The following is a 26,952-nucleotide window of genomic DNA, read 5'->3' as shown; positions in this document are numbered from 1 at the left end:
CCGCCATGTGTTCGACACAACCCTTGCAGCGCCTATGAGATCGAGCGCCGCCCGCGCGGCGCATCGCGACGCAAGGCCGCTCCCACATTTGTTTCGGGCCAGTTACTCCTGCCTCCTCCGCACTCACCCCCTGGGTGCATGTCTCGAGATAGCAGAAAAGCAGCGGCGCAACCTTCGATGTTGAGGGGAACTGACAGAGGGGCGCGCGCCGATGGCACAGGCGGGACTGGCCCAAAACAGATGTGGGAGCGGCCTTGCGTCGCGATGCGCCGCGCGGGCGGCGCTCGATCTCATAGGCGCTGCAAGGGTTGTGGCGAGCACCTGTCAGCCCAACCCCAGTCCCAAGACAGGCACCCATAAAAAAGGAGAGCCGAGGCTCTCCTTGTCAGTCAACAACCCTCAGCCTCAGCCAATGGTCATCAGGCTGGCGTTACCACCCGCCGCCGCAGTATTCACACTCACCGCCCGCTCGATCACCAGGCGCTCCAGCGCAATCTGGTGGTCGCCGCTGGACAGCCCGTGCACACCGACGATCGCCCCGGCACGCTTGGCCACCTGCTGGCAAACGCCGCGCAGCTGGTCCGAGTCGCCATGGTGGATCACGGCGTCGAACGCCACTTCATCCTTGTTCCAGTCCGCTACCAGCTTGACCTTGGCCTGCAACTCACGCGGCAGGCGCGCACGCAGGGCCTTGCCCGGTTCGCCGTCAGCCCAGACCGCCGAGCTGCCAACAGCCAGCACTGCAGCGAACTGCGCCAGCAGGTCGGCTTCGTTGTCGGCCAGGCACAGCACGTGCTCACGCGGCAGGATGGTGTAGCTGTTGCGTTCGCCGGTCGGGCCTGGCAGCAGGCGGGCGATGCCGCTCTGCGACTGGCTGGCGAACTGGCTGCACAGCGCGGCCAGATCAGCCAGCTGGTTGCTCTCGGCCCAGGCTTTCAGGCCGTGCAGCGGCTTGACCAGCTGCTCGTGCAGGGTGCGGTCAGGCTTGCCTTCGCCGTCCTGCTGCTGGAAGTGGCGGCCGATCGCATCGGCCGGGCGGGTCGACAGCAGGCGGTACAGGTACAGCGGGCCACCGGCTTTCGGGCCGGTGCCGGACAGGCCTTCACCACCGAACGGCTGCACACCGACCACCGCACCGACGATGTTGCGGTTGACGTACATGTTGCCGGCGTTGGCAGTTTCCACCACCTTGGCGATGGTCTCGTCGATGCGGGTGTGCACGCCGAGGGTCAGGCCGTAGCCGGAATTGTTGATCTGCTCGATCAACTGGTCCAGGTTGCGGCGGTTGTAGCGCACCACGTGCAGCACCGGGCCGAAGATTTCACGCTTCAGCTCGTCGAAGCTTTCCAGCTCGATCAGGGTCGGCATGACGAAGGTACCGCGCTTGATCTCGGCAGCATCGGCAATCGCCACCTGATAGACCGAGCGGCCTTTCTCGCGCATGCCCTGGATGTGCTTCTCGATGCCGGCCTTGGCTTCGGCGTCGATCACCGGGCCGATGTCCACCGCCAGGCGGTCCGGGCAGCCCAGACGGCTTTCGGCCATGGCGCCCTTGAGCATTTCGATCACGCGGTCGGCGGAGTCTTCCTGCAGGCACAGCACGCGCAGGGCCGAGCAACGCTGGCCGGCGCTGTCGAAGGCCGAGGACACCACGTCGATCACCACCTGCTCGGTCAATGCCGAAGAGTCGACGATCATCGCGTTCTGGCCGCCGGTCTCAGCGATCAGCGGAATCGGACGGCCCTGGTTGTCCAGGCGGCCGGCGACGTTGCGCTGCAGCAGGCGCGCCACTTCGGTGGAACCGGTGAACATCACGCCTTTGACACGCTCGTCGCCGACCAGGCCGGCACCGACGGTTTCACCGCGCCCTGGCAGCAGTTGCAGCACGCCTTCCGGGATGCCGGCTTCCAGCAGCAGGCGCACGGCCTGGGCCGCGATCAGCGGGGTCTGCTCGGCTGGCTTGGCCAGTACCGGGTTGCCGGCGGCGAGCGCTGCGGCCACCTGGCCGGTGAAGATCGCCAGCGGGAAGTTCCACGGGCTGATGCACACCACCGGGCCCAGCGGGCGGTGGGCGTCGTTGCTGAAGTCGTTGCGTGCCTGCACCGCGTAATAGCGCAGGAAGTCCACGGCTTCACGCACTTCGGCGATGGCGTTGGCGAAGGTCTTGCCGGCTTCGCGGATCAGCAGGCCCATCAGTGGCTGGATTTCGGCCTCCATCAGGTCGGCGGTGCGTTCCAGAATGGCGGCACGTTCGGCTGGCGGGGTGGCCTGCCAGATCGGTGCGGCGTTCAGCGCGCACTGGATGGCATTGTCGACGTCGGCGACGGTGGCCTCCTGCACATGGCCGACCACATCGCGGTGGTCCGCCGGGTTCAATACCGGCGCGGTAGCACCTTCACTGGCAGCGCAGGCCAGCAGTGGCGCGGCTTTCCAGTCATTGTGCGCGGTGGCCAGCATGGCGCAGGACAGCGACGCCAGGCGGTGTTCGTTGGCCATGTCGATGCCGGCCGAGTTGGCTCGCTCGCTGCCATACAGGTCACGCGGCAGCGGGATACGTGGGTGCGGCAGGCCGATGCTGCCTTCCTGGGTACCCATGCGCTCGATGCTGGCGACCGGGTCGGCGACCAGTTCCTGAATGGAGATCGAGTGGTCGGCGATGCGGTTGACGAACGAGGTGTTGGCGCCGTTTTCCAGCAGGCGACGCACCAGGTAGGCCAGCAGCGTTTCGTGGGTGCCGACCGGGGCATAGACGCGGCACGGGCGGTTCAGCTTGCCTTCGGAAATCTTGCCGACCACCTGCTCGTACAGCGGTTCGCCCATGCCGTGCAGGCACTGGAACTCGTACTGGCCCGGGTAGTAGTTCTGCCCGGCAATATGGTAGATGGCCGACAGGGTGTGGGCGTTGTGGGTGGCGAACTGCGGGTAGATGGCTTCCGGCACGGCCAGCAGCTTGCGGGCGCAGGCAACGTAGGACACATCGGTGTACACCTTGCGGGTGTAGACCGGGTAGCCTTCCAGGCCTTCGACCTGGGCGCGCTTGATTTCGCTGTCCCAGTAGGCGCCCTTCACCAGGCGGATCATCAGGCGGTGGCGGCTGCGCTTGGCCAGGTCGATGACGTAGTCGATGACGTAAGGGCAGCGCTTCTGGTAGGCCTGGATGACGAAGCCGATACCGTTCCAGCCGGCCAGCGACGGCTCGAAGCACAGGCGCTCGAGCAGGTCCAGCGACAGTTCGAGGCGGTCGGCTTCTTCGGCGTCGATGTTCAGGCCGATGTCGTACTGCTTGGCCAGCAGGGTCAGCGACAGCAGGCGCGGGTACAGCTCTTCCATCACGCGCTCGTACTGGGCGCGGCTGTAGCGCGGGTGCAGCGCCGACAGTTTGATCGAGATGCCCGGGCCTTCATAGATGCCACGGCCATGGGAAGCCTTGCCGATCGAGTGGATGGCCTGCTCGTAGGACGCCAGGTATTTCTGTGCGTCGTGCTCGGTCAGCGCGGCTTCGCCGAGCATGTCGTAGGAATAGCGGAAGCCCTTGGACTCGAAGCGGCTGGCGTTGGCCAGGGCTTCGGCGATGGTCTCGCCGGTGACGAACTGCTCGCCCATCAGGCGCATAGCCATGTCGACGCCCTTGCGGATCATCGGCTCGCCGCTCTTGCCGATGATGCGGGTGAGCGAGGAGGTGAGGCCGGATTCGTTGTGGGTGCTGACCAGCTTGCCGGTCAGCAGCAGGCCCCAGGTGGCGGCGTTGACGAACAGCGACGGGCTGTTGCCCAGGTGCGGCTGCCAGTTGCCGGTGCTGATCTTGTCGCGGATCAGCGCGTCACGGGTACCCTTGTCGGGAATGCGCAGCAGGGCTTCGGCCAGGCACATCAGCGCCACGCCTTCCTGCGACGACAGCGAAAATTCCTGCAGCAGGCCCTGGACGATGCCGGCGCGGCCACCAGCGCTCTTCTGGTTACGCAGTTTTTCGGCGAGGCCGGCGGCCATCTTGTTGGTCGCCTCGGCCAGCGGTGCGCTCAGGCGCGCCTGCTCCAGCAGCATCGGCACCACTTCCTGCTCGGGGCGGCGGTAGGCAGCGGTGATCGCCGAGCGCAGGACCGATTGCGGCAGAATGCTCTCGGCGAATTCGAGGAAGCACTGGTGGCTGTGGTCGGGTTGGACCTCACCGGCGTCGTCGGCCAGGCTGCTGGCATGGCCGTTGAGTTCGGTCAGGGTGGCACCACCCTCGAGCTTCTCCAGGTAATTGAAGATCGCTTGCTTGATCAACCAGTGCGGCGTGCGGTCAATCGACTGCGCAGCTGCCTTGAGTCGCTCACGGGTCGGGTCATCGAGTTTGACCCCAAGGGTGGTCGTCGCCATTTCTTATCCTCGTTATTGCCACGGTTGTGGCCTAAGCTGGCGCCAAGAGTAGCTGTAGGGCAATTCGGGTGCAACCAGGTGCAACCCTAATTTTTCGATGAAAAGGTGCAACTCGTCCGACAGCCATTTCCACATTTCGGAAAGGGTCGTTTTCGGTGCTTTTTCTTCTGAAAAACGACATGCATGCTCCAAAAAGGAGCAAGAAATCGGCTTTTGCCGAAAATGCACGGCAAGGTGCAACTGGCAAGTGAAAAGTGGTTGCACCCGCTTTGCGTTGTTGCATAGGATTCGCGGCCTGGGTGCAACCGTCAGGTTGTGCATGAGATAAAAACAAACGCCAGGGCACACATATGGGCAATCCTCTAACGATCACCTTCGTGATCTACATCGCGGCAATGGTGCTGATCGGCTTCGCTGCCTATCGCTCCACCAACAACCTTTCCGATTACATCCTCGGCGGTCGCAGCCTGGGTAGCGTGGTTACCGCGCTTTCCGCCGGCGCTTCCGACATGAGCGGCTGGCTGCTGATGGGCCTGCCGGGCGCCATCTACTTCTCCGGCCTGTCCGAAGCCTGGATTGCCATCGGCCTGACCGTCGGCGCCTACCTGAACTGGCTGTTCGTCGCCGGGCGCCTGCGCGTGCAGACCGAGCACAACGGCGATGCGCTGACCCTGCCGGACTACTTCTCCAGCCGTTTCGAAGACAATAGCGGCCTGCTGCGGATCATCTCGGCCATCGTCATCCTGGTGTTCTTCACCATCTATTGCGCTTCCGGCATCGTTGCCGGTGCCCGTCTGTTCGAAAGCACCTTCGGCATGCCGTACGAAACCGCGCTGTGGGCCGGTGCCGCCGCGACCATCGCCTACACCTTCGTCGGTGGTTTCCTGGCGGTGAGCTGGACCGATACCGTGCAGGCCTCGCTGATGATCTTCGCGCTGATCCTCACTCCGGTGATCGTGCTGATCTCCACCGGCGGCTTCGATCAAACCTTCGCCGCCATCGAGGTGGTGAACCCGGCGCACTTCGACATGTTCAAGGGCGCGACCTTCATCGGCATCATTTCGTTGATGGGCTGGGGCCTGGGTTACTTCGGCCAGCCGCATATCCTGGCGCGCTTCATGGCCGCCGACTCGGTGAAATCGATCGCCAACGCCCGTCGCATCTCCATGACCTGGATGATCCTGTGCCTGGCCGGCACCTGCGCCGTGGGCTTCTTCGGCATCGCCTACTTCTCGGCGCACCCTGAGCTGGCGGGCCCGGTCACCGAGAACCACGAGCGCGTGTTCATCGAGCTGGCGAAGATCCTGTTCAACCCGTGGATCGCTGGTGTGCTGCTGTCGGCCATCCTGGCGGCGGTGATGAGCACCTTGAGCTGCCAACTGCTGGTGTGCTCCAGCGCCCTGACCGAAGACTTCTACAAGTCCTTCCTGCGCAAGAACGCTTCGCAGGTCGAGCTGGTGTGGGTCGGCCGCCTGATGGTACTGGCCGTCGCGCTGATCGCCATCGCCATGGCTGCCAACCCGGAAAACCGCGTGCTGGGCCTGGTGGCCTACGCCTGGGCCGGCTTCGGTGCCGCCTTCGGTCCGGTGGTGCTGATTTCGGTACTGTGGAAAGGCATGACCCGCAACGGTGCGCTGGCCGGTATCGTGGTCGGTGCGCTGACCGTGATCCTGTGGAAGAACTTCGACACCCTCGGGCTGTACGAAATCATCCCGGGCTTCCTGTTCGCCAGCATCGCCATCGTCGTGGTGAGCAAGCTGGGCAGCCCTTCGAAGGCGATGGTACAGCGCTTCGAAACGGCTGATGCGGCGTATCACGCTGACAAGTAATACCGGTTGAATCGGCGGCGCCTGCTTCGCGGGTGAACCCGCTCCCACAGAGATTGCACAGAACTCGAAGTCTGTGAAGTGCCTGTGGGAGCGGGTTCACCCGCGAAGGAGCCCCCGCCGACCGACAGCCAGGCCTGACTCCGCCTGCAAGGCAAGGTAAACTTGCCACCCCCGCAGGAGTTGCCATGAACTATCGTCACGCCTTCCACGCCGGCAACCACGCCGACGTCCTCAAACACATCGTGCTGACCCGCCTCATCGCCCTGATGTCGCGCAAGGAGCAGCCGTTCGCCTACATCGATACCCATGCCGGGCTCGGCCTGTACGATCTGCAGGGTGATCAGGCGACCCGTACCGGCGAGTACCTGGAGGGTGTCGCCCGCCTGTGGAATCGCGATGACCTGCCGGCCATGGCCGACGATTACCTGCGCATCATCAAGCGCCTGAATGCCGATGGCGAGCTGCGCTACTACCCCGGTTCGCCCGAGCTGGCCCGCCGCCTGATGCGCCAGCAGGACCGTGCCCTGCTCAACGAGAAGCACCCCGAAGACGGGCCGCTGCTTAAAGAGAACATGAAGAAAGACCCGCGCGTGACGGTGCACCTGGGCGAAGGCTGGCATGTGCCGCGCGCCTTGCTGCCGGTGCAGGAAAAACGCGCGATCATGCTGATCGACCCGCCCTTCGAGCAGGCTGACGAGCTCAAGCGCTGCACCACGGCCATGAAAGAAGCGATTGGCCGCATGCGCCAGACGGTGGCGGCAATCTGGTACCCGATCAAGGACCAGCGTTCGCTGACCCGCTTTTACCAGGACCTGACCAGCACTGGCGCACCGAAGCTGCTGCGGGTCGAGTTGTACGTGCACCACCAGGACAGCCCGCAGGGCTTGAACGGCTCCGGCCTGGCCATCGCCAACCCGCCGTGGGGGCTGGAAGAAGAGCTCAAGGAGTTGCTGCCGTGGCTGGCCAAGGAGCTGGCGCAGACTGCCGGCAGCTACCGCATGGACTGGCTGATCGCCGAATAAGCCAACAGCGCGAGTCCTTGGAACTCATGCGGTGTGGCTGAAATCCCGGGGTCGCTGTGCGGCCCATTCGCGACGCAAGGCCGCTCCCACAGGGGTTGCGCTATCCCTGTGGGAGCGGCCTTGTGTCGCGATCGAGGGCGCAGCCCTCGCAGAGGCATGCGCATACTGCGCTTTGCGTTATAATCCCGCCCTTTAGCCGCCACCCGCCCAACGGGCCGCTGGCGCATTTCTACCGAATGAAGAGGCTGATCCCTTGGCATTGACGATTCTTGGCCTGTCCGGCGCCCTTAGCCATGACCCTTCCGCGGCCTTGTACATTGACGGCAAGCTGATTGCCGCCGCCGAAGAAGAGCGCTTCGTGCGTGACAAGCATGCGAAGAACCGCATGCCCTACGAGTCGGCGAAGTTCTGCCTGGAACAGGCAGGCATCAAGCCATCCGATGTCGACGTGGTCGCCATCCCGTTCGCCCCGATCAGCTTGTTCGGCAAGGCGCGCTGGCACTATGCCAAGCGCTACTGGTACGCCCCGGACCGCGCACTCGATGCCATCCTGATGGGCAACCGCCGTTACAAGCGCTACCGCAAGAAGATCGTCTGGTGCCTGGAGCAGCTGGGCTTCGACCCGAAAAAGGTCAAGATCGAGCCGGTCGAACACCACCTGGCCCACGCCTCCAGTGCCTACCACTGCTCGGGCTTCAAGGAAAAGACCGCGATCCTCGGTATCGACGGTAAAGGCGAATACGCCACCACCTTCTTTGGCTACGGCGAAAACGGCAAGATCCACAAGATCAAGGAATTCTTCGACCCGGACTCGCTGGGTGGCCTGTACGGCGCGATCACCGAGTTCCTCGGCTTCGAGATGCTCGACGGCGAGTTCAAGGTCATGGGCATGGCGCCGTATGGCGACGCCAGCAAGTATGATTTCTCGCGCCTGGCCAGCTTCGAAAATGGCGAGCTGGTGATCAACACCGAGTACGCCAACGTCATCGGCCTGCGCCGCTATAAAGAGAAGGGCAAGGGCTTCTACTTCTCGCCGAAGCTGATCGAATGGCTGGGCCCCAAGCGCGAAGGCGACATCGCCGACGAGCCGTACATCCATTACGCGGCCAGCATGCAGGCGCTGTTCGAGAAGATCGCCCTGCAGATGATCGACCACTACCTGGGCGACACCCTGCGTGAAACCGGCAAGCTGGCTTTCGCCGGCGGCTGCGCGCTGAACGTCAAGCTCAACCAGAAGATCATTGCCCGTTCCGATGTGAAGGAGCTGTTCGTCCAGCCGGCGTCCGGCGACGCCGGTACCGCGGTGGGCGCGGCTGCCTACGTTTCCCACGCCCGTGGCGTGCCGGTCGAGAAGATGGAACATGTCTACCTCGGCCCGTCGTACTCCAACGAAGATGTGATCGCCGCCTGCGCCCGTCACCCGCACGCGCCGAAGTGGCGCAAGCTCGACGACATGCCGCAGCGTATCGCCAAAATCATGGTCGAAGGCAACCCGGTGGCCTGGTTCCAGGGGCGCATGGAATTCGGCCCGCGTGCCCTGGGTGGCCGTTCGATCATCGGTTGCCCGAGCGTGCCGGGCGTGGCCAACCGCATCAACGAGCAGATCAAGTTCCGCGAACGCTGGAGACCTTTCTGCCCGTCGATGCTCGACACCGTTGCCCCGCAGATGATCAAGGTCGACCACCCGGCGCCGTTCATGACCTTCACCTTCGAAGTGGCTGAAGAGTGGAAGACCCGTGTGCCGGAAGTGGTCCACGAGGACGGCACTTCGCGTGCCCAGGTGCTCAAGCGCGAGTACAACCCGCGCTACTACGACATGATGAAGGCGCTGGAAGACCTGACCGGTAACGGCGTGTCGCTGAACACTTCGCTGAACCGTCGGGGTGAACCGATGATCTGCTCGCCGACCGACGCCCTGAACATGTTCTTCGGCTCGGACCTGCAGTACCTGATCATGGAAGACATCCTGGTTGTGAAGGACGGCGCGGCCCCGTATGACCAGCCGCTCTGAACCGCGCATCCTGCAGTTCTGCCATGGCTATGACGGGCCGTTCCTCGACTGCGCCCGTCAGTACGCCAGCCTGTTCCAGGGGCGTGGCTACCAAGTCACCACGGTATTCCTCACCGGTGCAGCCGACCCGCAGGTAGCGGCCGGCTGTGCCTCGGACGAGGTGCTGTTCCTGGAGTTCAGCTCCAAGGCCGTGCGCGGCCTCAAGCTTGGGGCGATCCGCGCATTGCGGCGGATCGCGGCCGAGCGCAATTTCGCGTTCTGCATCGCCCATCGCTTCAAGCCGATCTACGTGGCCTTGCTGGCGACCGGCCTGCCGGTGATCGGCGTGCACCACGCCTTCGGCGACTACCAGCGCAAGGGCCGACGCCTCTTCGCCAACCTGTTCGGCAAGCGCCTGAGCCTGCTGGGCGTGTCGGACGCGGTGCGCGACGACATGCGCCGCTGTCTGCCGCAGTGGCCGGCAGCGCGTATCCAGACCCTTTACAACCGCATCGACATCGAAGCCCTGCAAGCGGCTCTGGTGCCTCGCGCCGAGGCCCGTCAGGCCCTGGGCCTGGATGCGCAGGCCTGGATCGTCGGTAACGTCGGGCGCCTGCACCCGGACAAGGACCAGGCCACCCTGCTGCGTGGTTTTGCCGAAGCGCTGCCGCAGCTGCCGGCCGGCGCCCGTCTGACGATCCTCGGCAAGGGCCGCCTCGAGGCCAGGCTGAAGGCGCTGGCCGCCGAACTGGGTATCGCCGGGCAGGTGGATTTCCTTGGCCAGGTGCCGGATGCGCGCCGTTACTTCCAGGCGTTCGATGTGTTCGCCCTGAGTTCCGACCATGAGCCGTTCGGCATGGTCCTGCTCGAAGCCATGGTCGCCGGTGTGCCAGTGCTGGCTACCGCCTGTGGCGGTGCTCGCGAAGTGGTCGAAGGGGTAGGGGTACTGTTCCCGCTGGGCGATGCCGGGCAACTGGCCCATGGCTTGCAGCACATGGCCGGGCTCGATGCGCAGCAGCGCCAGGCCTGCGCCGGGCACATGCTGCAGCGCCTGCGTGAACGTTTTTCCGACCAGGCGGTGCGCGAGGCCTTCTGGCAGCTGCCGCAGGTCCGTGCGCTGGTGGAGAAGGCCTGATGCTCAACCGTATCCAGGCCTTCCGCGAGCGCGGTTGGCAAACCATCGACGCCAAGGCCTACGCCGAGGCGTGGGCGCGTTTTGGCGGCAGTGTCGCCACCCATCCGCTGGTGGTCGAGCAACTGGCGGCGCTGGCACAGATACCGGTGCGCTACCTGGGCTGGCACCAGGCCGGCGAGCTGAAAGCCGCGATTCCCAGCTGGGGTCGGCACCTGGCGCTGTCCAAGGATGTGCTTAAAAAGGCGGGCAAGAAGGCCCTGTTCGACCTGGGCAACGCCGAAATCATTCTGCCGGCGGCGGCCGATGCTGCTGCGCCGTTGCGCCACACCGCGCGTTACCTGTCCGAACTGAACCAGGGCCGCTTCAGCGGCCTCAAGGTGCAGAAGGAGCAGCTGGCCATGGCGCGCGCGCCTGAAGACCTGTCGAAGAAGTTCCGCTACAACCAGCGTCGCGAGCTGCGTTTGCTGGAAGAGGCGGGCGGCGTGGTGCGCCCGATCAGCGACTTCAGCGCGGCGGAAATCGCCAGTATGTATTGCGATCTGTTTCAGCGTCGCTGGGGGTTCCCAGCCACCGGTGCCGAACGCATGGCCGAGGTGCTGCAGCGCCTGCGCGAACTGCTGATCGGCTCGGTGCTGCTGCTGGACGGCAAGCCGATCGCCATCCAGCTGGTGTACCGCGTCGAAGCGCCGGAGTGGGTCAGCGTCGAATACATCAATGGCGGTGTCGACCCGCAGACCAAGGCGTTTAGCCCTGGCAGCGTGCTGAGCTTCCTCAATACCCAGGCCGCCTGGGAAGACGCCCGCACGCGTAACAAGCCGCTGCGCTTCTCGTTCGGCCGGGCCGACCGCGAGTACAAGGACCGTTGGTGCAACCCCGTGCCGGTGTATCAGGCGTGAGTCGCAAGCAGCAATTGCTCAAGCGCCATCGGCGCAACAAGCGCCTGGGCCTGCTGGCGGCGCTGGTCGCGCTGGTGGCGGTGGGCGTGTTCAGCTGGTGGTGGTTGCCACTGCTGCTGTTGCCGCTGCTGTGGGCGGCCCATGAAGCCTGGTTCGCCGACCACCTGTTCTATGCGCCGGGCGAGGACTACGTCTACGACTTCGGTGAGCAGGCACGACAGGTTGCTGCCAGCCTGCAGGGCGGTGTGCTCAAGGCCGAGAGCAACTTGCAGGGTGACGAAACCCTGGTCCTCGAGGTGCGCCTGAAAAGCAGCTGGTTGGGGCGTTTCCTCGATCCGCGCGTCGAGCTGCTGGGGGGCGAGCAGGCCGATCGGCAAACCTTCGAGCGTGGCGTCGATGGCGTGCGTTTCCTCAACCTGACTGGCCTGGCCGCGCCACTGCAAGCCGGCACGCTGCGCCTGCGTGGCCGACATTGCCGGCTGCAAGGCCAGCCGAGCTTGTGGATAACGTCAGCGGTCGAGCTGCAGCGGCGCCGGGTGATGGTGATCGCGCCACACGCCGACGACGCCGAGCTGGCCGCCTATGGCCTGTACAGCCAGGCCGACGAAACCTGGGTGGTGACCCTGACCGCAGGTGAAATCGAGGCCGAGCATTATCAGCAGATGGGCCTGGCCAAGGCCGAGGCCGCACGCCTGAAGGGCCGGTTGCGCGCCTGGGACAGCATCGCCGTGCCGCGCTGGGCCGGTGTGCCGGAGTCGCGTTGCGTGCAGCTGGGGTACTTCTGCCTGCAGCTGCCTGCCATGCAGGCCGCGCCCGAGCAGCCGGCCGCTTCCCGCGAAGCTGACCTGGCCGATATCCGCGTGTTCCGCCAGTTCAACCCGTTCCTGCTGCCGGGCGACCGCGATGGCGCGCCTACCTGGCATAACCTGCTGGCCGACCTGCGCGCCTTGCTGGAGCTGGCCCAGCCAGAGGTGCTGGTCATGCCGCACCCGCAGCTCGACCCGCACCCCGACCACATCTGCGCTCAGGCAGCGGTGCTGGAAGCCCTGCAGGGCCTGGCCTGGCAGCCGCATACCCTGTTGTGCTACGCCAACCACCTGCACGATAACGACCGCTGGCCGATGGGCGACAGTGGCGATGGTGTGGCCTTGCCGCCACAGCTGGATGCTGCCCAGGCCTGGGCGCCCTGCAGCCTGGTGCTGGACCTGGCGACCCAGCGCGACAAGGCCATGGCGCTGGGCATGATGCACGACCTGCAGCCCCCGGCAGCGTTCAAGCGCCGCTTGCGCCGCCTGTTGCAGCGCTGGCTGGCCGGGCGGCGGCCGTCGCCGTATGGCGAAAACGAATTCTTCCGTAAGGCCGTGCGCCGGCACGAACTGTTCTGGCGCCGCGAGCTGTAAGCCCGCCCCATGGTTGACCGCGATGGCGCCGAGCGCCCAAGGAAAATAATGAAAGTCCTATTTCTGGTGCAGAAGGAACAGCGGGCGATTCTCGACCGCTTGTACGATGGCGTCGCGGCCAACTGCGAGTGCGACCTGCGCTGGCTGAGCAGCGAAGACCAGCGTAACCTGCGCCGCTATTTCAAGCGTGAAGTGCAGGTCGAGCGCTATGACCGTATCGTGTTCTTCCTGCGTTTCAAGCAGGAGATCCGCCAGGCGGCGTTCATCCGCACCGTGCCGAACCTGGTCATCCTCGAGCACGATGCCTACCAGAACTACATCCCGTGCAAGTACACCGGTAAGTTCAGCGCCCATTACCGCAAGCTGCCCTGGGCGCGGGTGATCAGCTCGGGCTACATGGTCAGCGAGCGCCTGCGCCAGGAAGGGTTCGACGCGGTGTTCGTGCCCAAGGGCTACGACGAGCAGTTGCTCAGCGACCAACAGCGTGAGCGTGACATCGACCTGGCTTTCGTCGGCAGCACCAACAGCGTGGCGTACAGCGGCCGCAAGGCACTGCTGGACGAGCTGGGCCGGGTCGAGAACCTGGTGGTGACCCGGACCAAGTCGGGTGAGGACTACTGCAACACGCTCAACCGCATCCGCTTCTTCGTCAGTGCCGATGTCGGCATGGGCGAATACATGATCAAGAACTTCGAAGCCATGGCCTGTGGCTGCGTGTTGCTGGCATACGACCAGGGCGAGGAAGAAAACCGCGCGCTGGGCCTGCAGGACATGCACAACGTGGTGTTCTATGACAGCATCCCGACCCTTCAGGAAAAACTCCGCCGTTTGCGTGCGGAGCCCGAACTGGCTCGGCAGATTGCAGAAAATGGCCGCCATCTGGCGGTTTCCCGTTTCAGTTTCGCGGCAGTTGGACGTAGCATCGTCGACCACATGCGCCCGGCGCTCAGGCCCCACCCGCCGTTGTCTGCATGGCAGCGGCTGCGCCTGAAGCTGGGCATCTAACACAAGAACTTTCGCGCCTACGGAGCGGGTGCTGAAAGTCGATAGTCGCAATGCGGAGGGAGTCCGGTGCGCTTTTCAAATGAGAGTGACGTCACGCTTGTCGTGACCAGTTGTGGGCGGTTCGATCTGCTCAAAGATACCCTTGAGAGTTTCGATCGCTACAACACCGCGCCCATTCGCGAGGTATTCATCACCGAAGATTCCGGTGACGATGCCGTGCATGGCGCTGTGCCGGCGCACTGGAAACCGCACTGCAAGGTGTTCGTCAACCGGCCCAAGCTTGGTCAGCTGCCGTCTATCGACCTGGCCTACAGCCATGTCAAGACGCCGTACATCTTCCACTGCGAGGATGACTGGCACTTCTATCGCCAGGGCTTCGTCGAAGACTCGCGGGCCATTCTGGAGGTCAGCCCTGACCTGTTGCAGGTCTGGCTGCGCAGCCATGCCCATGACCTGGCCATCCACAGCCCGTACATCCACCTCGGTGATCGCCAGGTGATCGCCGGTGTGCCGTGCTACCCGCTGCTGTCCGACAAGGCCGAGTGGCAGGCGTTTTCGCTCAACCCCGGCCTGCGTCGCCTGAGCGATTACCAGCGCTGTGCGCCATTTGCTGCCTATGCTGGAGAAAAAGCGCTTTCCCGGCGCTACGCTGAGTTAAATCTGACAGCGGTCACCCTCGAGGGCGATGCAGTATTGCACACTGGATTTGGTAATCACGTGACCTTGCCCATCGAAGTGGAGCGCAAGGCCAAACGTCGTCAACGTGATCGGATAAAGTTGGCATTGACGCTGGTGGCGGGTGCCGTGATCGGCATGGGAATCACCATTTTTGTTCAATGAAGTCGCTGTCCCATCTGACATGAGCGGGAGAGGGCCGATGAACATCGTCAATATGATGTGGGCGGGTGGAACGCCGTACATGTCCATCCACAAGGTGCATCGGCAGGTGCTGTCGCACGCCGGCGCCGATGCGCGGATCAGTAACTGGCTGCTGCTGGGCAGCGGCCTCTGCTGCGGGCTTGGTTCGACCCGCGAGTGGCACATGCCGTCACGGGCGCTGAAAGGGCGCCACCTGTGGCGGCTGTTGCGCCCATGGTTGCGCATGCGCTTGCGCAAGGCCCTGCACGAAGCCCAGGCTGAAGTCGTGCTGCTCGACGGTGTCGGCGTGGCGCGGCTGGTGCTGCCGCTGTTGCAGCAGGTTCCGCAACTGCGGGCCAAGGTGCTGTTTCACGGCAAGACGCGCCTGAATGCCGGCGATGTGCGCCTGCTGCGCATGTTCCCGGCGGAGCGGCTGAGCATTGCCGCCGTTTCGCAGACGCTTGCCGCGTCGCTCGAGCAGGTGCTGGGCCGGCCGGTGCAGACCTTGCGCATGGCCCTCGACCCGCTGGCTTTCGTCGAGCCGCTGTTGAGCCGGGAAAGGGCCAGGCAGGCCTTGCAGTTACCGCCGCAAGCCGGGGTGATGCTGGGCGCAGTCGGGCGGTTGGTCGAGAGCAAAGGCTTCGAGATGCTGATCGAGGCGTTCGCCAAGGCCGGCGCACGCCAGCCGGACCTGCAGCTGGCGATCATCGGCGAAGGCCCCCTGCATGCGCTGCTACAGGCCCGTATCGACGCGCTGGGCCTGGTCGAGCGTGTTCACCTCTGCGGTCACCGCGACGACCTGCAGCAGCTGTACCGGGCATTCGACTGGCTGTTGGTGCCTTCGCGCTCCGAAGGCCTGGGGCTGGTGGTGCAGGAGGCGGTCATGGCCGATGTGCCGGTGGTGTGCAGCGACCTGCAGGTGTTCCGCGAGCAGTTGCAGGACACCGGTGGCTACCTGCCGATTGCCGATGAAAATGCCTGGGCCGATGCGATCGGGCGCTGTACGGCAATCAGCGCCCCGCTGGTTGCCGCCCGGCAGCGAAAGGCGCTGGCCCCCGAACAGGCCTGGCAAGCGTTCTGCAGCGGCTCGCGCAGCCTGTTGCGCAGCTGACGCTCAGCGGGCCAGCAGGGCTGCCTCGAAGGCGGCGAGGGGGAACCGGTCGCCGAGGTTCTCCCGCTCGATATAGCGCACCATGTGCTGCACGTTGCGACGGATCATGCGTGCCGACAGCGGCGGGCGCAGGAAGCGCATGTCGGCCACATCGATCAGCCCCAGCTGTTGCTCGGGGGTTACCACCACATTGCCCAGGTGCAGCGAGCGGAAGTACACGCCGCTGCGGTGCAGCTGGCGAATCAGTTCGATCAGCCGTGGCAGATAGGTGTCCCAGCTGAAACCGTCATCGCGTGACATCTGCAACAAGGTGCGCCCAGGCAGCGGCCGATACAGCACGGCGGTACGGCCAGGCAGGTCGAGCTTGTGCTGGCTGATCACCTCGAGGGTGGGGATGCCCAGTTGTGCCAGGCGTGCGGCGTTATCGACGAAGCGCTGCGAGTAGGGGCGCAGCAGTGCAGATGAAATCAGCCGCTTCCTGCGAAAAACCTTGAGGAAATTACCATCCGCGAGCAGGTAGACTTTGGCGCCATGGCTATCTGCCTCTAGCACCTGTGCGCCAAGTGTCAGCTGATCGAAGTCGACCTGGGTGAGCCGGGAGCATTGCATGAATAGAGCCTTGTCGTCTGGCGAGCGAAATGACCGGCAATAATGCCGAAATTAATGCTGTTGCACCATGGATGGTGTTCTTGATTCATCGGGGGAAAGGATGTTGTATGAAAAAAACTGGGCACGCGCCTGGTTGGGGTTCGGACTGGTCTGGTTCCTGGCAGCGATTGCCCTGGCACCGAGCAACAAGATCTACCAGCAGGGCCTGGTGTTGTTCCTGTGGCTGCCGACGTTGATTCTGGCCTGGTCTGCCAGGCACGCGCTGGTGCAGACCTGGCGGCGTCAGCCGGCCTTGTGGGGGAGTGTGCTGTTGCTGCTGGCGTGGAGCGGGCTGAGCCTGGTCTGGTCGGTGGCGGAAGAACCGGGGCGCGAGCTCAAGCGCCTGGTCTACATCCTGGTGTTCCTGCTGGCATTCCCGCTGTTGGCGCAGCTCGGCCTGGCGCGCATTCGCCAGTTGCTGGCGGTCGGCAGTGCGCTGCTGGCGATTGCGGCGCTGGTCTCGATCATCCATTTCTACGGCGTGCTGGGTATGCCGCTGCTGGCCCGCCTGGAGGGCATCGGCGAAATCTCGCACCCGATCCTGGGCGCCTATGTGATTGGCTCGGCCGTGCTCTTCCTGCTATACCAGCCACCGCGTCAGCGCGGCCTGCAGTTGCTGTGGCTGGCCGCACTGGCTTGCCTTGGGGCGTTCGTCATGTTCAGCCAGAGCCGTGGCGCCGCGCTCGCCCTGGTCATTACCGTGGTGATGGCGCCGTTGTGGTTCCGTGACCGCCACAGCCGGGTGTTTTCCATGCTGGCGGTGATCGCCACCGGTCTGGCCTTCTACGCCGTGTACGACCTGATCGCCCAGCGCGGCTCGTCCTACCGGCCGGAAATTTTCCGTGCGGTGATCGAGATGATCGCCGTACACCCCTGGACCGGCCTCGGGCTGGGCGCTGCCTACGACGTCAGCGCAGTGGGCAAGCACTTCGACCACACCCACAACATGTTCACCCATGTCGCCATCGAGCTGGGCCTGCCCGGCATGCTGCTGTGGGTCATGGTGTGGCTGTTCACCCTGGGCGAGATCGTGCGCGCCCGCGGCACGCTGTTCGGCAGGATTCTGCTCGGCTTCTGGGTGTACTCGACCCTGGCCATGCAGTTCGATGCTGCCAGCCTCACCGGTACGCCGCGTGCCGAATGGTTCATCAGCTGGCTGCCGGTGGGCCTGGCCATGTTGCTGCCAGGGGGGCGTGCCGAAAATGACGCCTGTGGTAAAATTTCCGGTTCTACCTGAACAGCGAGCTCGATAATGGCCGAAACACCGCGTCCGGCGGAGCACACCTCCAGCCTGAAGATCTACTTCCGGCTGCTGAGCTATGTGAAACCCTATGTCGGCATTTTCCTGCTGAGCATCATCGGTTTCGTGATCTTTGCCTCGACCCAGCCAATGCTGGCCGGGATTCTCAAGTATTTCGTCGATGGGCTGAGCAACCCCGAAGCGGTGTTGTTCCCCAACGTGCCCTACCTGCGCGACCTGCAGCTGCTGCAGGCGGTGCCGCTGCTGATCATTCTGATCGCCGCGTGGCAGGGGCTGGGCTCGTTCCTCGGCAACTACTTCCTGGCCAAGGTTTCCCTGTGCCTGGTGCATGACCTGCGGGTGGAGTTGTTCAACAAGCTGCTGGTACTGCCCAACCGCTACTTCGACAACCACAACTCCGGGCACCTGATTTCGCGCATCACCTTCAACGTGACCATGGTCACCGGTGCCGCCACCGATGCGATCAAGGTGGTGATCCGCGAAGGCCTGACCGTGGTGTTCCTGTTTGGCTACCTGCTGTGGATGAACTGGCACCTGACCCTGGTGATGGTCGCCATCATGCCGGTGATCGCGGTGATGGTCAGCGTCGCCAGCAAGAAATTCCGCAAGCAGAGCAAGAAGATCCAGGTGGCCATGGGCGATGTCACCCATGTCGCCTCGGAAACCATCCAGGGTTACCGCGTGGTGCGCAGCTTCGGCGGCGAGGGCTACGAGCAGCAGCGTTTCGGCAAGGCCAGCCAGAGCAACACCGACAAGCAGCTGCAGATGACCAAGACCGGCTCGCTGTACACGCCGATGCTGCAGCTGGTGATCTACACCGCCATGGCCGCGCTGATGTTCCTGGTGCTGTTCCTGCGCGGTGAGTCTACCGCCGGTGACCTGGTGGCCTATATCACCGCCGCCGGCCTGTTGCCCAAGCCGATTCGTCAGCTTTCGGAAGTCAGCTCAACCATCCAGAAAGGCCTGGCCGGTGCCGAGAGTATCTTCGAGCAGCTGGACGAAGCGCCTGAAGTGGACACCGGCACCGTCGAGAAGGAGCGGGTGGAAGGGCGCCTGGAAGTGCGCAACCTGAGCTTCACCTACCCGGGCACCGATCGTGAAGTGCTGAGCGACATCAGCTTCGTCGCCGAGCCGGGGCAGATGATTGCCCTGGTCGGCCGTTCCGGCAGTGGCAAATCGACCCTGGCGGCGCTGATCCCGCGCTTCTATCACCACGACCAGGGGCAGATTCTGCTCGACGGCGTGGACATCGAGAACTACCGCCTGCGCAACCTGCGTCGCCACGTTTCCCAGGTGACCCAGCACGTCACCCTGTTCAACGACACCGTGGCCAACAACATCGCCTATGGTGACCTGGCCGGCGCCCCGCGCGCCGACATCGAAGCCGCTGCGGCCGATGCCTACGCCAAGGAGTTCGTCGATCGGCTGCCGAAAGGCTTCGATACCGAAGTGGGTGAAAACGGCGTGCTGCTCTCCGGCGGCCAGCGCCAGCGCCTGGCCATCGCCCGGGCATTGCTGAAGAACGCACCGCTGCTGATCCTCGACGAGGCCACCTCGGCGCTGGATACCGAGTCCGAACGGCATATCCAGGCAGCCCTGGACCATGTGATGCAAGGCCGTACCACGCTGGTGATCGCCCACCGCCTGTCGACCATCGAGAAGGCCGACCAGATTCTGGTCATGGACCAGGGTCGCCTGGTCGAGCGCGGCACCCATGTCGAGCTGCTTGCGGCTAATGGCCATTATGCCCGCCTGCATGCCATGGGCCTGGATGAACCGGCCAAGGCCGATATCACCTGACCCACGTTGATCGGGGCCATCACGGCCCCGATTGTCACCGGATTATTCCTGGGCTGATCTGGCCGTAAAGCCGTCGTCTACCCTGTGCTAATATCCTGCCCCTGTTCATTATTTCCATATGGGTTGCCCATGAAGTTGTCCATGCCGCGTTTCGATCAAGCCCCGGTATTGGTGGTCGGCGATGTCATGCTCGACCGCTACTGGCATGGCGGTACTTCGCGTATCTCGCCTGAAGCGCCAGTGCCAGTGGTCAAGGTCGATCAGATCGAGGATCGCCCCGGCGGCGCGGCCAACGTTGCCTTGAACATCGCCGCCCTCGGCGCACCGGCTGCGCTGATTGGCGTCACCGGTCAGGACGAGGCTGCCGACAGCCTGGCCAACAGCCTGCAGGCGGCCGGCGTGCGTTCGGTGTTCCAGCGCATCGCGCACCAGCCGACCATCGTCAAGCTGCGGGTCATGAGCCGTCACCAGCAGCTGTTGCGCATCGATTTCGAAGAACCGTTCGCCACCGACCCGCTGTCGCTGGGTGCCGAGGTCGACAGCCTGCTCGAGGGCGTCAAGGTGCTGGTCCTGTCCGACTACGGCAAGGGCGCACTGAAGAATCACCAGAGCCTGATCCAGGCGGCGCGGGCCAGGGGTATTCCGGTGCTGGCCGACCCCAAGGGCAAGGATTTTTCCATTTACCGCGGCGCCAGCCTGATCACCCCGAACCTCAGCGAGTTCGAAACCATCGTCGGCCGTTGCGCCGATGAGGCCGAGCTGGTCGCCAAGGGCCTGCAACTGCTGCAGGACCTGGACCTGGGCGCCTTGCTGGTGACCCGTGGCGAGCACGGCATGACCCTGTTGCGTATCGGCCAGCCGGCGCTGCACCTGCCGGCGCGGGCGCGTGAGGTGTTCGATGTGACCGGTGCCGGTGATACCGTCATCTCCACCCTCGCGGCGGCCATTGCTGCCGGCGAGGACCTGCCCCACGCGGTGGCCCTGGCCAACCTGGCGGCGGGCATCGTGGTCGGCAAGCTGGGTACGGCGGCGATCAGCGCCCCCGAGCTGCGCCGGGCGATCCAGCGTGAAGAAGGCTCCGAGCGCGGTGTGCTGGGCCTGGAGCAGCTGTTGCTGGCCATCGATGACGCGCGGGCGCACAAAGAGAAGATCGTCTTCACCAACGGCTGCTTCGACATCCTGCATGCCGGGCATGTCACCTACCTGGAGCAGGCGCGGGCGCAGGGCGATCGCCTGATCGTCGCGGTCAACGACGACGCCTCGGTCAGCCGCCTGAAGGGGCCGGGCCGGCCGATCAACAGCGTTGACCGGCGCATGGCCGTACTGGCCGGGCTGGGCGCGGTGGACTGGGTGATCAGCTTCCCCGAAGGCACGCCGGAAAACCTGCTGAGCCAGGTCAGGCCGGATGTGCTGGTCAAGGGCGGCGACTACGGCATCGACCAGGTGGTGGGCGCCGATATCGTCAAGGCCTATGGCGGTGCCGTGAAGGTGCTGGGGCTGGTCGAGAACAGCTCGACCACGGCGATTGTCGAGAAAATCCGCAAGAACTGATCGACCCTCTGGGGCCGCTTTGCGGCCCTTGTAGGTAGCTGTCTTGCTCAAGATTTGAAAGCGGGTGCAATCCTTTGTGGGAGCGGCTTTAGCCGCGAACACCGGCAACGCCGGTGCCATCCACCGCGTCGCCTGCTTCGCGGGTGAACCCGCTCCCACAGGTTCGGCGCAAGCTTCAGCGTCTTACTTGTGCAGTGAAGTCCGCGCCCGCTCCAGCAGCGCTCGCGCCTTGTCGCCAAAGCGCTGCAGGTGCGAGCCTCGCACCGGCTTGTTCTCCACCAACCCCTGCTGCCTCAGCCAATCCTTCCAGCGCACCCGCTCGTCCTTCACCACCCAGCCTTCCTGCCGGGCAAAGCTCTCGGCCAGGTACAGCCCGCGGGTACTCGCCGGCACCAGTTCATCCTGTTTCAAGGTATATAACTCGGCCAGCGGCTGGCCGTCTTTCAACGGCATCAGGTACAGGTCCGGCCGCTTGCGGTTGAGCCGCGCCACCAGCTGGTCGCCCTCCAGCCGCTCATCGACGTGAAACAGGCTGAGCTTCTTGGCATCCCGTGGTACCTGCAGACGCATGTCATAGATCAGCTGCAGCGAAGCGGTAGGCAGGTGCACATAGGCGCGTGGCCGTTCCAGCAGCATCAGCTTGCCGCAGTGCACCGGGCGGGCCGCCCCGGATTCGGGGGTCAGTACGAAGTGCGGCGTTTCCCGGTAATGCAACGCGGCAGCGTAGGGCACCGGCAGCCAGGTGTCGTTGAAGCGCCCGCCAAGCCAACCTTCCGGGGTTTCCAGCAGGCATTCCTCGGCCACTTCCTGCACGGCCGTGTGCAGCGGCAGGTTCAGCTCCTGCGCCGGCACATATCCGGAAATCAGTTTCAGCACCACATCGCCACGGTCTTGCCGACGCTGGCGTACCAGCACCCAGTAGTCGCGGTTCTGCCAATGCAGGGTCAGGCGTACCGACACGCCCAGGTTGGCCAGTTCGATCACGAAACGCTGCGCGTCGGGCAACTGAATGGCCTTGCGGCGCTGCTGGGTTTGGGCAAAGTTCAGCGGCATGCCGATGCTCTGGTAGATCAGCCCTTCGGCAGTGGCCTCGACATGCAGCGGCAGTGTCTTGAAGTTGCTCGGGTTCTTGCGGATCAGCGTTCGCGCCACGAGGGTCCTCCTTGCGTCGGGTCTTGCCCAGGCCCTTGGGCCTGGGGGCAACTCAATGCCGGCCCAGAATGCGGGCGACGGTGGCCACGTTGTGGGCCAGGTGAAGCGGATTGATGGTGCCGACGATAGCACTGCTGACGCCCGGGTGGGCAAACAGCAGCTCGAAGCTGGCGTGCACCGGGTCGACGCCCGGGGCCAGGCAGATGTGCCCGCTGGCCAGGGCCTTTTTCACCAGGATGGCCTTGCCGTGTTCGGCAGCGTAGTCCAGCACCGGGCGTTCTGCCTGCTCGTTGAGGTTGTAGGTGACCATCGCGCAATCGCCTTGCTCCAGCGCCTTCAGGCCGCCGGCGACGGTCTTGCCGGACAGGCCGAAGCCAAGGATCTTGCCCTCCTGCTTGAGCTCGGCAAGGGTCTGGTAGACCCCCTGCTGTTCGAGAATCGCCAGGTCGTTGCCGTCGGAATGCACCAGCACCAGTTCGATGCGATCGGTTTCCAGGCGCTGCAGGCTGCGTTCCACCGAGCGGCGGGTGTGGGCGGCGCTGAAGTCGAAGTGCGATTGGCCGTTGTCGAATTCTTCGCCAACCTTGCTGACGATCACCCATTCATCGCGCTGGCCGCGCAGCAGCGGGCCCAGGCGCTCTTCGCTGCGGCCGTAGGCCGGGGCGGTGTCGATCAGGTTGATGCCCAGCTCGCGGGCCTGGGCCAGCAGCAGGCGGGCTTCGTCATCGCCGGGGATGGTGAAGCCCGTGGGGTACTTGACGCCCTGGTCGCGGCCCAGCTTGACCGTGCCCAGGCCCAGCGGAGAAACCTTGAGCCCGGTGCTACCCAGCGGGCGGTGGAAGTCGTGCAGGGTGGGCAGGCTCATGGCAGCAGCCGCTCCCAGGCTGCTACAGCCAACGGTGGGCGCGGCAGGCCGGCCAGGTCAGCCTGCGCCTGGGGGCGAATGCCGTCGCGCTGCAGGTGGCTGATGACCCGGTCGCTGAAGTCCGGTGCCAGGGCCAGCTTGGTCGGCCAGCCCACCAGCAGGCGCTGCTGATCGGCGAGGAAGGCGTTGTCCGGGCGTACCAGGCCCGATTGCGCAGGCTCGGCACGGTTGACCCGCAGCGTGGCCCAGCGCACCTGGCCCTGGTCGACCCAAGGCAGCAGGCTGGCGATTTCTTTCTGCGCGGCGGCGATTTGCGCTGCCGGCTCGCGGGCCACGCCCTCGGCTTCGGCCAGGTCGCCGCCCAGGTACCAGACCCATTGGCCATCGGCGGCCGGGTGGGTGGTCACCGTCACCCGCGGCTTCGGCCCGCCGCCCAGGCAATGGGCGTACAGCGGTTTCAGGTTGGCGCCCTTGGCCATGACCATGTGCAGTGGGCGGGTCTGCATCGCCGGTTGCTCCAGGCCCAGGGCGTGCAGCAGGTCTTCGGTGCCGGCACCGGCGCTGAGCACGATGCGCTGGGCGCGAATGTCGCGTTCGTCCACGCGCAGGCCTACCAGCTCGTCACCCTCGCGCAGCGGCTGGATGCGCTCGCCGGCCAGCAGGCTGTCGCCGGCCAGCTCGGCAAGGTTGGCCAGCAGGCTGGGCACATCGACGACCAGTTCGGCCAGGCGATAGACCTTGCCCTTGAAGGCGCGGTCCTGCAGCGCGGGCGGCAGTTGCTCGCCCTTCACCTGATCGACCCGGCCGCGCACGGCCTTGCTGGCGAAGAAGCTGGTGAGGTTGCCGGCCAGGGTGCCTGGCGACCACAGGTAATGGGCGTCGGACAGCAGGCGGGTGCCACTCAGGTCCAGCTCGCCGCTGCCGCTCAGCGCTTCACGCCAGCGGCGCGGCATATCGGCGATGGCTTCCGAGGCACCGGTGAGGGCGCCATGCAGGGCGTACTTGGTACCGCCATGGATGATGCCCTGGGACTTGATGGTCTGCTCGCCGCCAAGGCTGGCGCGTTCCACCAGCACTGTCGAAAAGCCCAGGCGGCGCAGGCGGGCATTGAGCCAGAGGCCTGCGACCCCGGCGCCAACGATCAGCACGTCAGTGGAAATGGCAGATGGCATGGCGGTACCTCGAAGACTGGGACAGCTGGCAAGTATACAGGGTATACCTGTGAGGGCCCTATCGCCGGCAAGCCAGCTCCCACAGGGTCGGCGCAGGCCGCTGGGTCAGCGCTATCCCTGTGGGAGCTGGCTTGCCGGCGATGAGGCCCTCATAAGCAACATCAATGCCCAGCCGTCTTCGAGAACAGCTGGATCACCACCACCCCACCCACGATCATCGCCATCCCCAGCATTGCCGGCACATCCAGCTTCTGCCCATAGATCACCAGCGCCGCCACACTGATCAGCACGATCCCCAGGCCCGACCAGATGGCATAGGCGATCCCCACCGGAATGCTGCGCACGACCAGCGTCAGCATCCAGAACGCAATGCCATAGCCGACCACCATCAGCAGCAGCGGTAATGGCGTGCTCAGGCCTTTCACCGCTTTCATGGAGGCGGTGGCGACAACTTCGGCGCAGATGGCGATGGCGAGATAGGTGTAGGCATTCATGGCGGGATCCTCCGTAACTGGCTGCAGATTCTAGCGCCGGCCTGAATGGGGTAAAGTCATTACCTATCGATAACGGAGATAGGCCATGGCCGAGCAGTGGAACCTTGAACAGCTGCGTACGTTCCTGCGGGTCGCCGAACTGCGCTCGTTCTCGGCCGTGGCCCGCGAGCAGCGCAAGGCGCAATCGGCCATCAGCAGCGCGATCGCCATGCTGGAAACAGACCTCGGGGTCACCCTGTTCGAGCGCAGCAGTGGCCGCCAACCGAAACTGACCGAGAACGGCAGCGCCCTGCTGGAGGATGCCCGTGAACTGCTGCGCCAGTGCGAGCGCCTGGATGGCCGCGCGCTGGCGCTGATGCGCGGGCAGGAGGCGCTGCTGCGGGTGGCCCAGGACGAAGCCATGCCCTACCAGCCGGTCATCGACAGCCTTGACGAACTGGCCAGCCGCTACCCGTTTCTGGAAGTGCAGCTGGCCAGTGGTGCCCAGGGCGACGTGGCGCGCAAGCTGGTGGAACGGCGCGCCGATCTGGGTTTGTTCTTCCATCACGAGAGCATCCCGGCATCACTGGAGCGGCGCGCCCTGGGCAGTGTGGAAATGGTCACCGTGTGCGCCGTCGGCCACCCGCTTGCCGGCGAAGGCCGGGTTACCCGCCAGCAACTGGCCCGGCACCGGCAATTGCTGATCACCCCGCAGCAAAGCGGTTACCCCGGCGGCGAGGCGATCAGCCCGCAGGTGTGGCGCGCCGACAGCTTCTACGCCATGGCCGAGCTGCTGATGCGTGGCCTGGGCTGGGCCTGGCTACCGCGGCATGTGGTGCAATACCCGACTTACCAGGCGCATATGGTCGAGCTGGACAGCGAATGGCGGCCACCGGCCTTGGTGGCGGAGCTGGCCTGGCGCCGCGACGCGCCACTGGGGCTGGCGGCGCAATGGCTGGCCGAGCGCTTTGCGGTGCACCTGCGCGCTATCGGGTAAACTCCGCCGCCATGAACAGAACTCTCTATACCTTGCTGTTTCACCTGGGCCTGCCGCTGGTTGCGCTGCGCCTGTACCTGCGCGCGCGCAAGGCGCCGGCCTATGGCCAGCGCATCGGCGAGCGCTTTGCCTTCAGGCTGCCGGCCGTGCGCCAGGGCGGCATCTGGGTGCACGCGGTTTCGGTCGGCGAGAGCATCGCGGCGGCGCCGATGGTGCGGGCCTTGCTGAAGGCCTACCCGCAACTGCCGATCACCCTTACCTGCATGACCCCGACCGGTTCCGAGCGCATTCGCGCCATGTTCGCCGACGAACCCCGCGTGCAGCATTGCTACCTGCCCTACGATCTACCCTGGGCGGCTGGGCGCTTTCTCGACCATGTACGGCCGAAGCTGGGCATCATCATGGAAACCGAGCTGTGGCCCAACCACATTCACCAGTGCGCCAGGCGCGGCATTCCGGTGGCCTTGGCCAACGCGCGCCTGTCTGCGCGTTCGGCCCGTGGCTATGGGCGCTTTGCCCGGCTGACCCGGCCGATGCTGGCCGCGATGAACCTGATTGCCGTGCAGACCGAAACCGAGGCTCAGCGCTTCCGTGACCTGGGCGCGCGCCCTGAGTGCGTGCAGGTCACCGGTTCGATCAAGTTCGACCTGAAGATCGACGAGCACTTGTTGCCGCGTGCCAAGGCATTGCGTCAGCAGTGGGGCGCCGAACAGCGCCCGGTGTGGATCGCCGCCAGCACCCACGAGGGTGAAGATGCGTTGATTTTGCAGGCGCACCGGCAGTTGCTGCAGGTGCATGGTGATGCGCTGCTGATCCTGGTGCCGCGCCACCCCGAGCGGTTCGCTGCGGTACATGCGCTGTGCAGCGAACAGTTCACCAGCGTGCGCCGCTCGGCCGGCGCCCCGGTCGATGCGCAGACACAGGTGTTGGTCGGCGACACCATGGGCGAGTTGCTGTTCCTTTACGCGCTGGCTGACATTGCCTTCGTGGGCGGCAGCCTGGTGGCAACCGGTGGGCACAATCCGCTGGAGCCGGCAGCGTTGGCCTTGCCGGTGCTGATGGGGCCGCACGTGTTCAACTTCCTCGAAATCAGCGCGATGTTGCGCGATGCGGGGGCGTTGCAGCAGGTGGACGATGCCGATGGGCTGGCCGAGGCGGTGCGGCGGTTGGTCGAGCTGCCGCAGGATGCCCAGCGCATGGGCGAGGCGGGCAGGGCGGTGATGCGGGCCAATCAGGGCGCGTTGCAGCGCTTGCTCGATGGGCTGGGGGCGCTTGTTCGCTGATATCTACATTGGCTTCTTCGCGGGGCCCCCCCCCCCCCCCCGGGGGGGGGGCCCGGGGGGGGGGGGGGGGGGGGGGGGGCCCCGGGGGGGGCCCCCAGCCCAAAAAAGCGCGCGACAGCCATACACCCCCCCCCCCCCCGACGGC

20 protein-coding genes are annotated in these 26,952 nt (G+C 65.0%); 14 read left to right on the top strand and 6 right to left on the bottom strand.

Features of this window, described 5'->3' with window-relative positions; genetic code table 11:
• Positions 1 to 405 precede the first annotated feature (405 nt).
• Positions 406 to 4,359: a trifunctional transcriptional regulator/proline dehydrogenase/L-glutamate gamma-semialdehyde dehydrogenase gene (putA, locus tag C6A77_RS14115; protein ID WP_114170017.1), complete on the bottom strand. Its 3,954-nt coding sequence runs from the start codon at positions 4,357 to 4,359 to the stop codon at positions 406 to 408.
• A 350-nt stretch (positions 4,360 to 4,709) separates the two neighbouring features.
• Between putA and putP the strand changes: the two genes are divergently transcribed.
• The 9 genes from putP (at position 4,710) to C6A77_RS14065 (ending at position 15,605) form a co-directional block, all read left to right on the top strand.
• Entirely contained in the window at positions 4,710 to 6,188 is a 1,479-nt protein-coding gene (gene putP, locus C6A77_RS14110) for a sodium/proline symporter PutP (RefSeq protein ID WP_114170016.1), read from the top strand.
• A 185-nt stretch (positions 6,189 to 6,373) separates the two neighbouring features.
• Complete coding sequence (rlmJ, locus tag C6A77_RS14105; protein ID WP_114170015.1) at positions 6,374 to 7,210, top strand: 23S rRNA (adenine(2030)-N(6))-methyltransferase RlmJ; 837 nt, start codon at positions 6,374 to 6,376, stop codon at positions 7,208 to 7,210.
• A gap of 253 nt (positions 7,211 to 7,463) precedes the next feature.
• Positions 7,464 to 9,221 carry a carbamoyltransferase gene (locus tag C6A77_RS14095; RefSeq protein WP_114170013.1) on the top strand — a complete coding sequence of 586 codons (1,758 nt, stop codon included), beginning with the start codon at positions 7,464 to 7,466 and terminating at the stop codon, positions 9,219 to 9,221.
• Positions 9,205 to 10,335 (top strand): glycosyltransferase, encoded by a 1,131-nt coding sequence (locus tag C6A77_RS14090; protein ID WP_114170012.1) that lies wholly within the window; start codon positions 9,205 to 9,207, stop codon positions 10,333 to 10,335. The genes C6A77_RS14095 and C6A77_RS14090 overlap by 17 nt, the downstream gene beginning before the upstream one ends.
• Positions 10,335 to 11,231, top strand: a complete 897-nt coding sequence (locus C6A77_RS14085) for an antimicrobial resistance protein Mig-14 (protein WP_114170011.1) — start codon at positions 10,335 to 10,337, stop codon at positions 11,229 to 11,231. The genes C6A77_RS14090 and C6A77_RS14085 overlap by 1 nt, the downstream gene beginning before the upstream one ends.
• Positions 11,228 to 12,631, top strand: a complete 1,404-nt coding sequence (locus C6A77_RS14080) for a PIG-L family deacetylase (protein ID WP_114170010.1) — start codon at positions 11,228 to 11,230, stop codon at positions 12,629 to 12,631. The genes C6A77_RS14085 and C6A77_RS14080 overlap by 4 nt, the downstream gene beginning before the upstream one ends.
• Before the next feature lie 48 nt (positions 12,632 to 12,679).
• On the top strand, positions 12,680 to 13,636 hold the full coding sequence (locus tag C6A77_RS14075) for a glycosyltransferase (protein ID WP_114170009.1): 957 nt from the start codon (positions 12,680 to 12,682) through the stop codon (positions 13,634 to 13,636).
• Positions 13,637 to 13,702: 66 nt separating this feature from the next.
• Positions 13,703 to 14,476, top strand: a complete 774-nt coding sequence (locus tag C6A77_RS14070) for a glycosyltransferase family 2 protein (protein ID WP_114170008.1) — start codon at positions 13,703 to 13,705, stop codon at positions 14,474 to 14,476.
• A gap of 37 nt (positions 14,477 to 14,513) precedes the next feature.
• Positions 14,514 to 15,605, top strand: coding sequence for a glycosyltransferase (locus C6A77_RS14065; protein WP_114170007.1), 1,092 nt, complete (start codon positions 14,514 to 14,516; stop codon positions 15,603 to 15,605).
• Positions 15,606 to 15,608: 3 nt separating this feature from the next.
• On the opposite strand, the gene C6A77_RS14060 is transcribed toward C6A77_RS14065, so the two are convergent.
• Entirely contained in the window at positions 15,609 to 16,214 is a 606-nt protein-coding gene (locus tag C6A77_RS14060) for a toluene tolerance protein (RefSeq protein ID WP_114170006.1), read from the bottom strand.
• A 100-nt stretch (positions 16,215 to 16,314) separates the two neighbouring features.
• Here C6A77_RS14060 and C6A77_RS14055 point away from each other — a divergent pair, with 100 nt between their 5' ends.
• The 3 genes from C6A77_RS14055 to hldE all read left to right on the top strand — a co-directional run bounded on the left by C6A77_RS14055 (position 16,315) and on the right by hldE (position 20,865).
• Positions 16,315 to 17,490 (top strand): O-antigen ligase family protein, encoded by a 1,176-nt coding sequence (locus C6A77_RS14055; RefSeq protein WP_114170005.1) that lies wholly within the window; start codon positions 16,315 to 16,317, stop codon positions 17,488 to 17,490.
• 15 nt (positions 17,491 to 17,505) lie between these two features.
• The gene (gene msbA / locus C6A77_RS14050) at positions 17,506 to 19,314 is read left to right on the top strand and encodes a lipid A export permease/ATP-binding protein MsbA (protein ID WP_114170004.1); all 1,809 of its coding nucleotides are present in this window, start codon (positions 17,506 to 17,508) and stop codon (positions 19,312 to 19,314) included.
• Positions 19,315 to 19,443: 129 nt separating this feature from the next.
• Positions 19,444 to 20,865 carry a bifunctional D-glycero-beta-D-manno-heptose-7-phosphate kinase/D-glycero-beta-D-manno-heptose 1-phosphate adenylyltransferase HldE gene (hldE, locus tag C6A77_RS14045; RefSeq protein WP_114170003.1) on the top strand — a complete coding sequence of 474 codons (1,422 nt, stop codon included), beginning with the start codon at positions 19,444 to 19,446 and terminating at the stop codon, positions 20,863 to 20,865.
• A 183-nt stretch (positions 20,866 to 21,048) separates the two neighbouring features.
• Here the strand turns inward: hldE and C6A77_RS14040 are convergent, their stop codons facing one another.
• The 4 genes from C6A77_RS14040 to C6A77_RS14025 form a co-directional block, all read right to left on the bottom strand.
• The gene (locus C6A77_RS14040) at positions 21,049 to 22,017 is read right to left on the bottom strand and encodes a metal ABC transporter ATPase (protein ID WP_114170002.1); all 969 of its coding nucleotides are present in this window, start codon (positions 22,015 to 22,017) and stop codon (positions 21,049 to 21,051) included.
• 52 nt (positions 22,018 to 22,069) lie between these two features.
• On the bottom strand, positions 22,070 to 22,882 hold the full coding sequence (locus C6A77_RS14035) for an aldo/keto reductase (RefSeq protein ID WP_114170001.1): 813 nt from the start codon (positions 22,880 to 22,882) through the stop codon (positions 22,070 to 22,072).
• A complete protein-coding gene (locus C6A77_RS14030; protein WP_114170000.1) occupies positions 22,879 to 24,054 on the bottom strand; it encodes an FAD-dependent oxidoreductase in 1,176 nt (391 codons plus the stop codon). The genes C6A77_RS14035 and C6A77_RS14030 overlap by 4 nt, the downstream gene beginning before the upstream one ends.
• Before the next feature lie 161 nt (positions 24,055 to 24,215).
• Positions 24,216 to 24,548, bottom strand: a complete 333-nt coding sequence (locus C6A77_RS14025; RefSeq protein ID WP_114169999.1) for a multidrug efflux SMR transporter — start codon at positions 24,546 to 24,548, stop codon at positions 24,216 to 24,218.
• A gap of 85 nt (positions 24,549 to 24,633) precedes the next feature.
• Between C6A77_RS14025 and C6A77_RS14020 the strand changes: the two genes are divergently transcribed.
• Together C6A77_RS14020 and waaA are read left to right on the top strand one after the other, a co-directional pair.
• Complete coding sequence (locus C6A77_RS14020; protein WP_114169998.1) at positions 24,634 to 25,524, top strand: LysR family transcriptional regulator; 891 nt, start codon at positions 24,634 to 24,636, stop codon at positions 25,522 to 25,524.
• Positions 25,525 to 25,535: 11 nt separating this feature from the next.
• Positions 25,536 to 26,807, top strand: coding sequence for a lipid IV(A) 3-deoxy-D-manno-octulosonic acid transferase (gene waaA / locus C6A77_RS14015; RefSeq protein ID WP_114169997.1), 1,272 nt, complete (start codon positions 25,536 to 25,538; stop codon positions 26,805 to 26,807).
• The last annotated feature ends 145 nt before the right edge of the window (positions 26,808 to 26,952 follow it).

It is taken from the genome of Pseudomonas sp. AFG_SD02_1510_Pfu_092, from assembly GCF_003331055.1.
In the GTDB taxonomy this organism is placed as follows: Bacteria; Pseudomonadota; Gammaproteobacteria; order Pseudomonadales; family Pseudomonadaceae; genus Aquipseudomonas.
The sequence above is the reverse complement of the archived record's forward strand: the minus strand, read 5'-3'. Positions and strand labels throughout refer to the sequence as shown.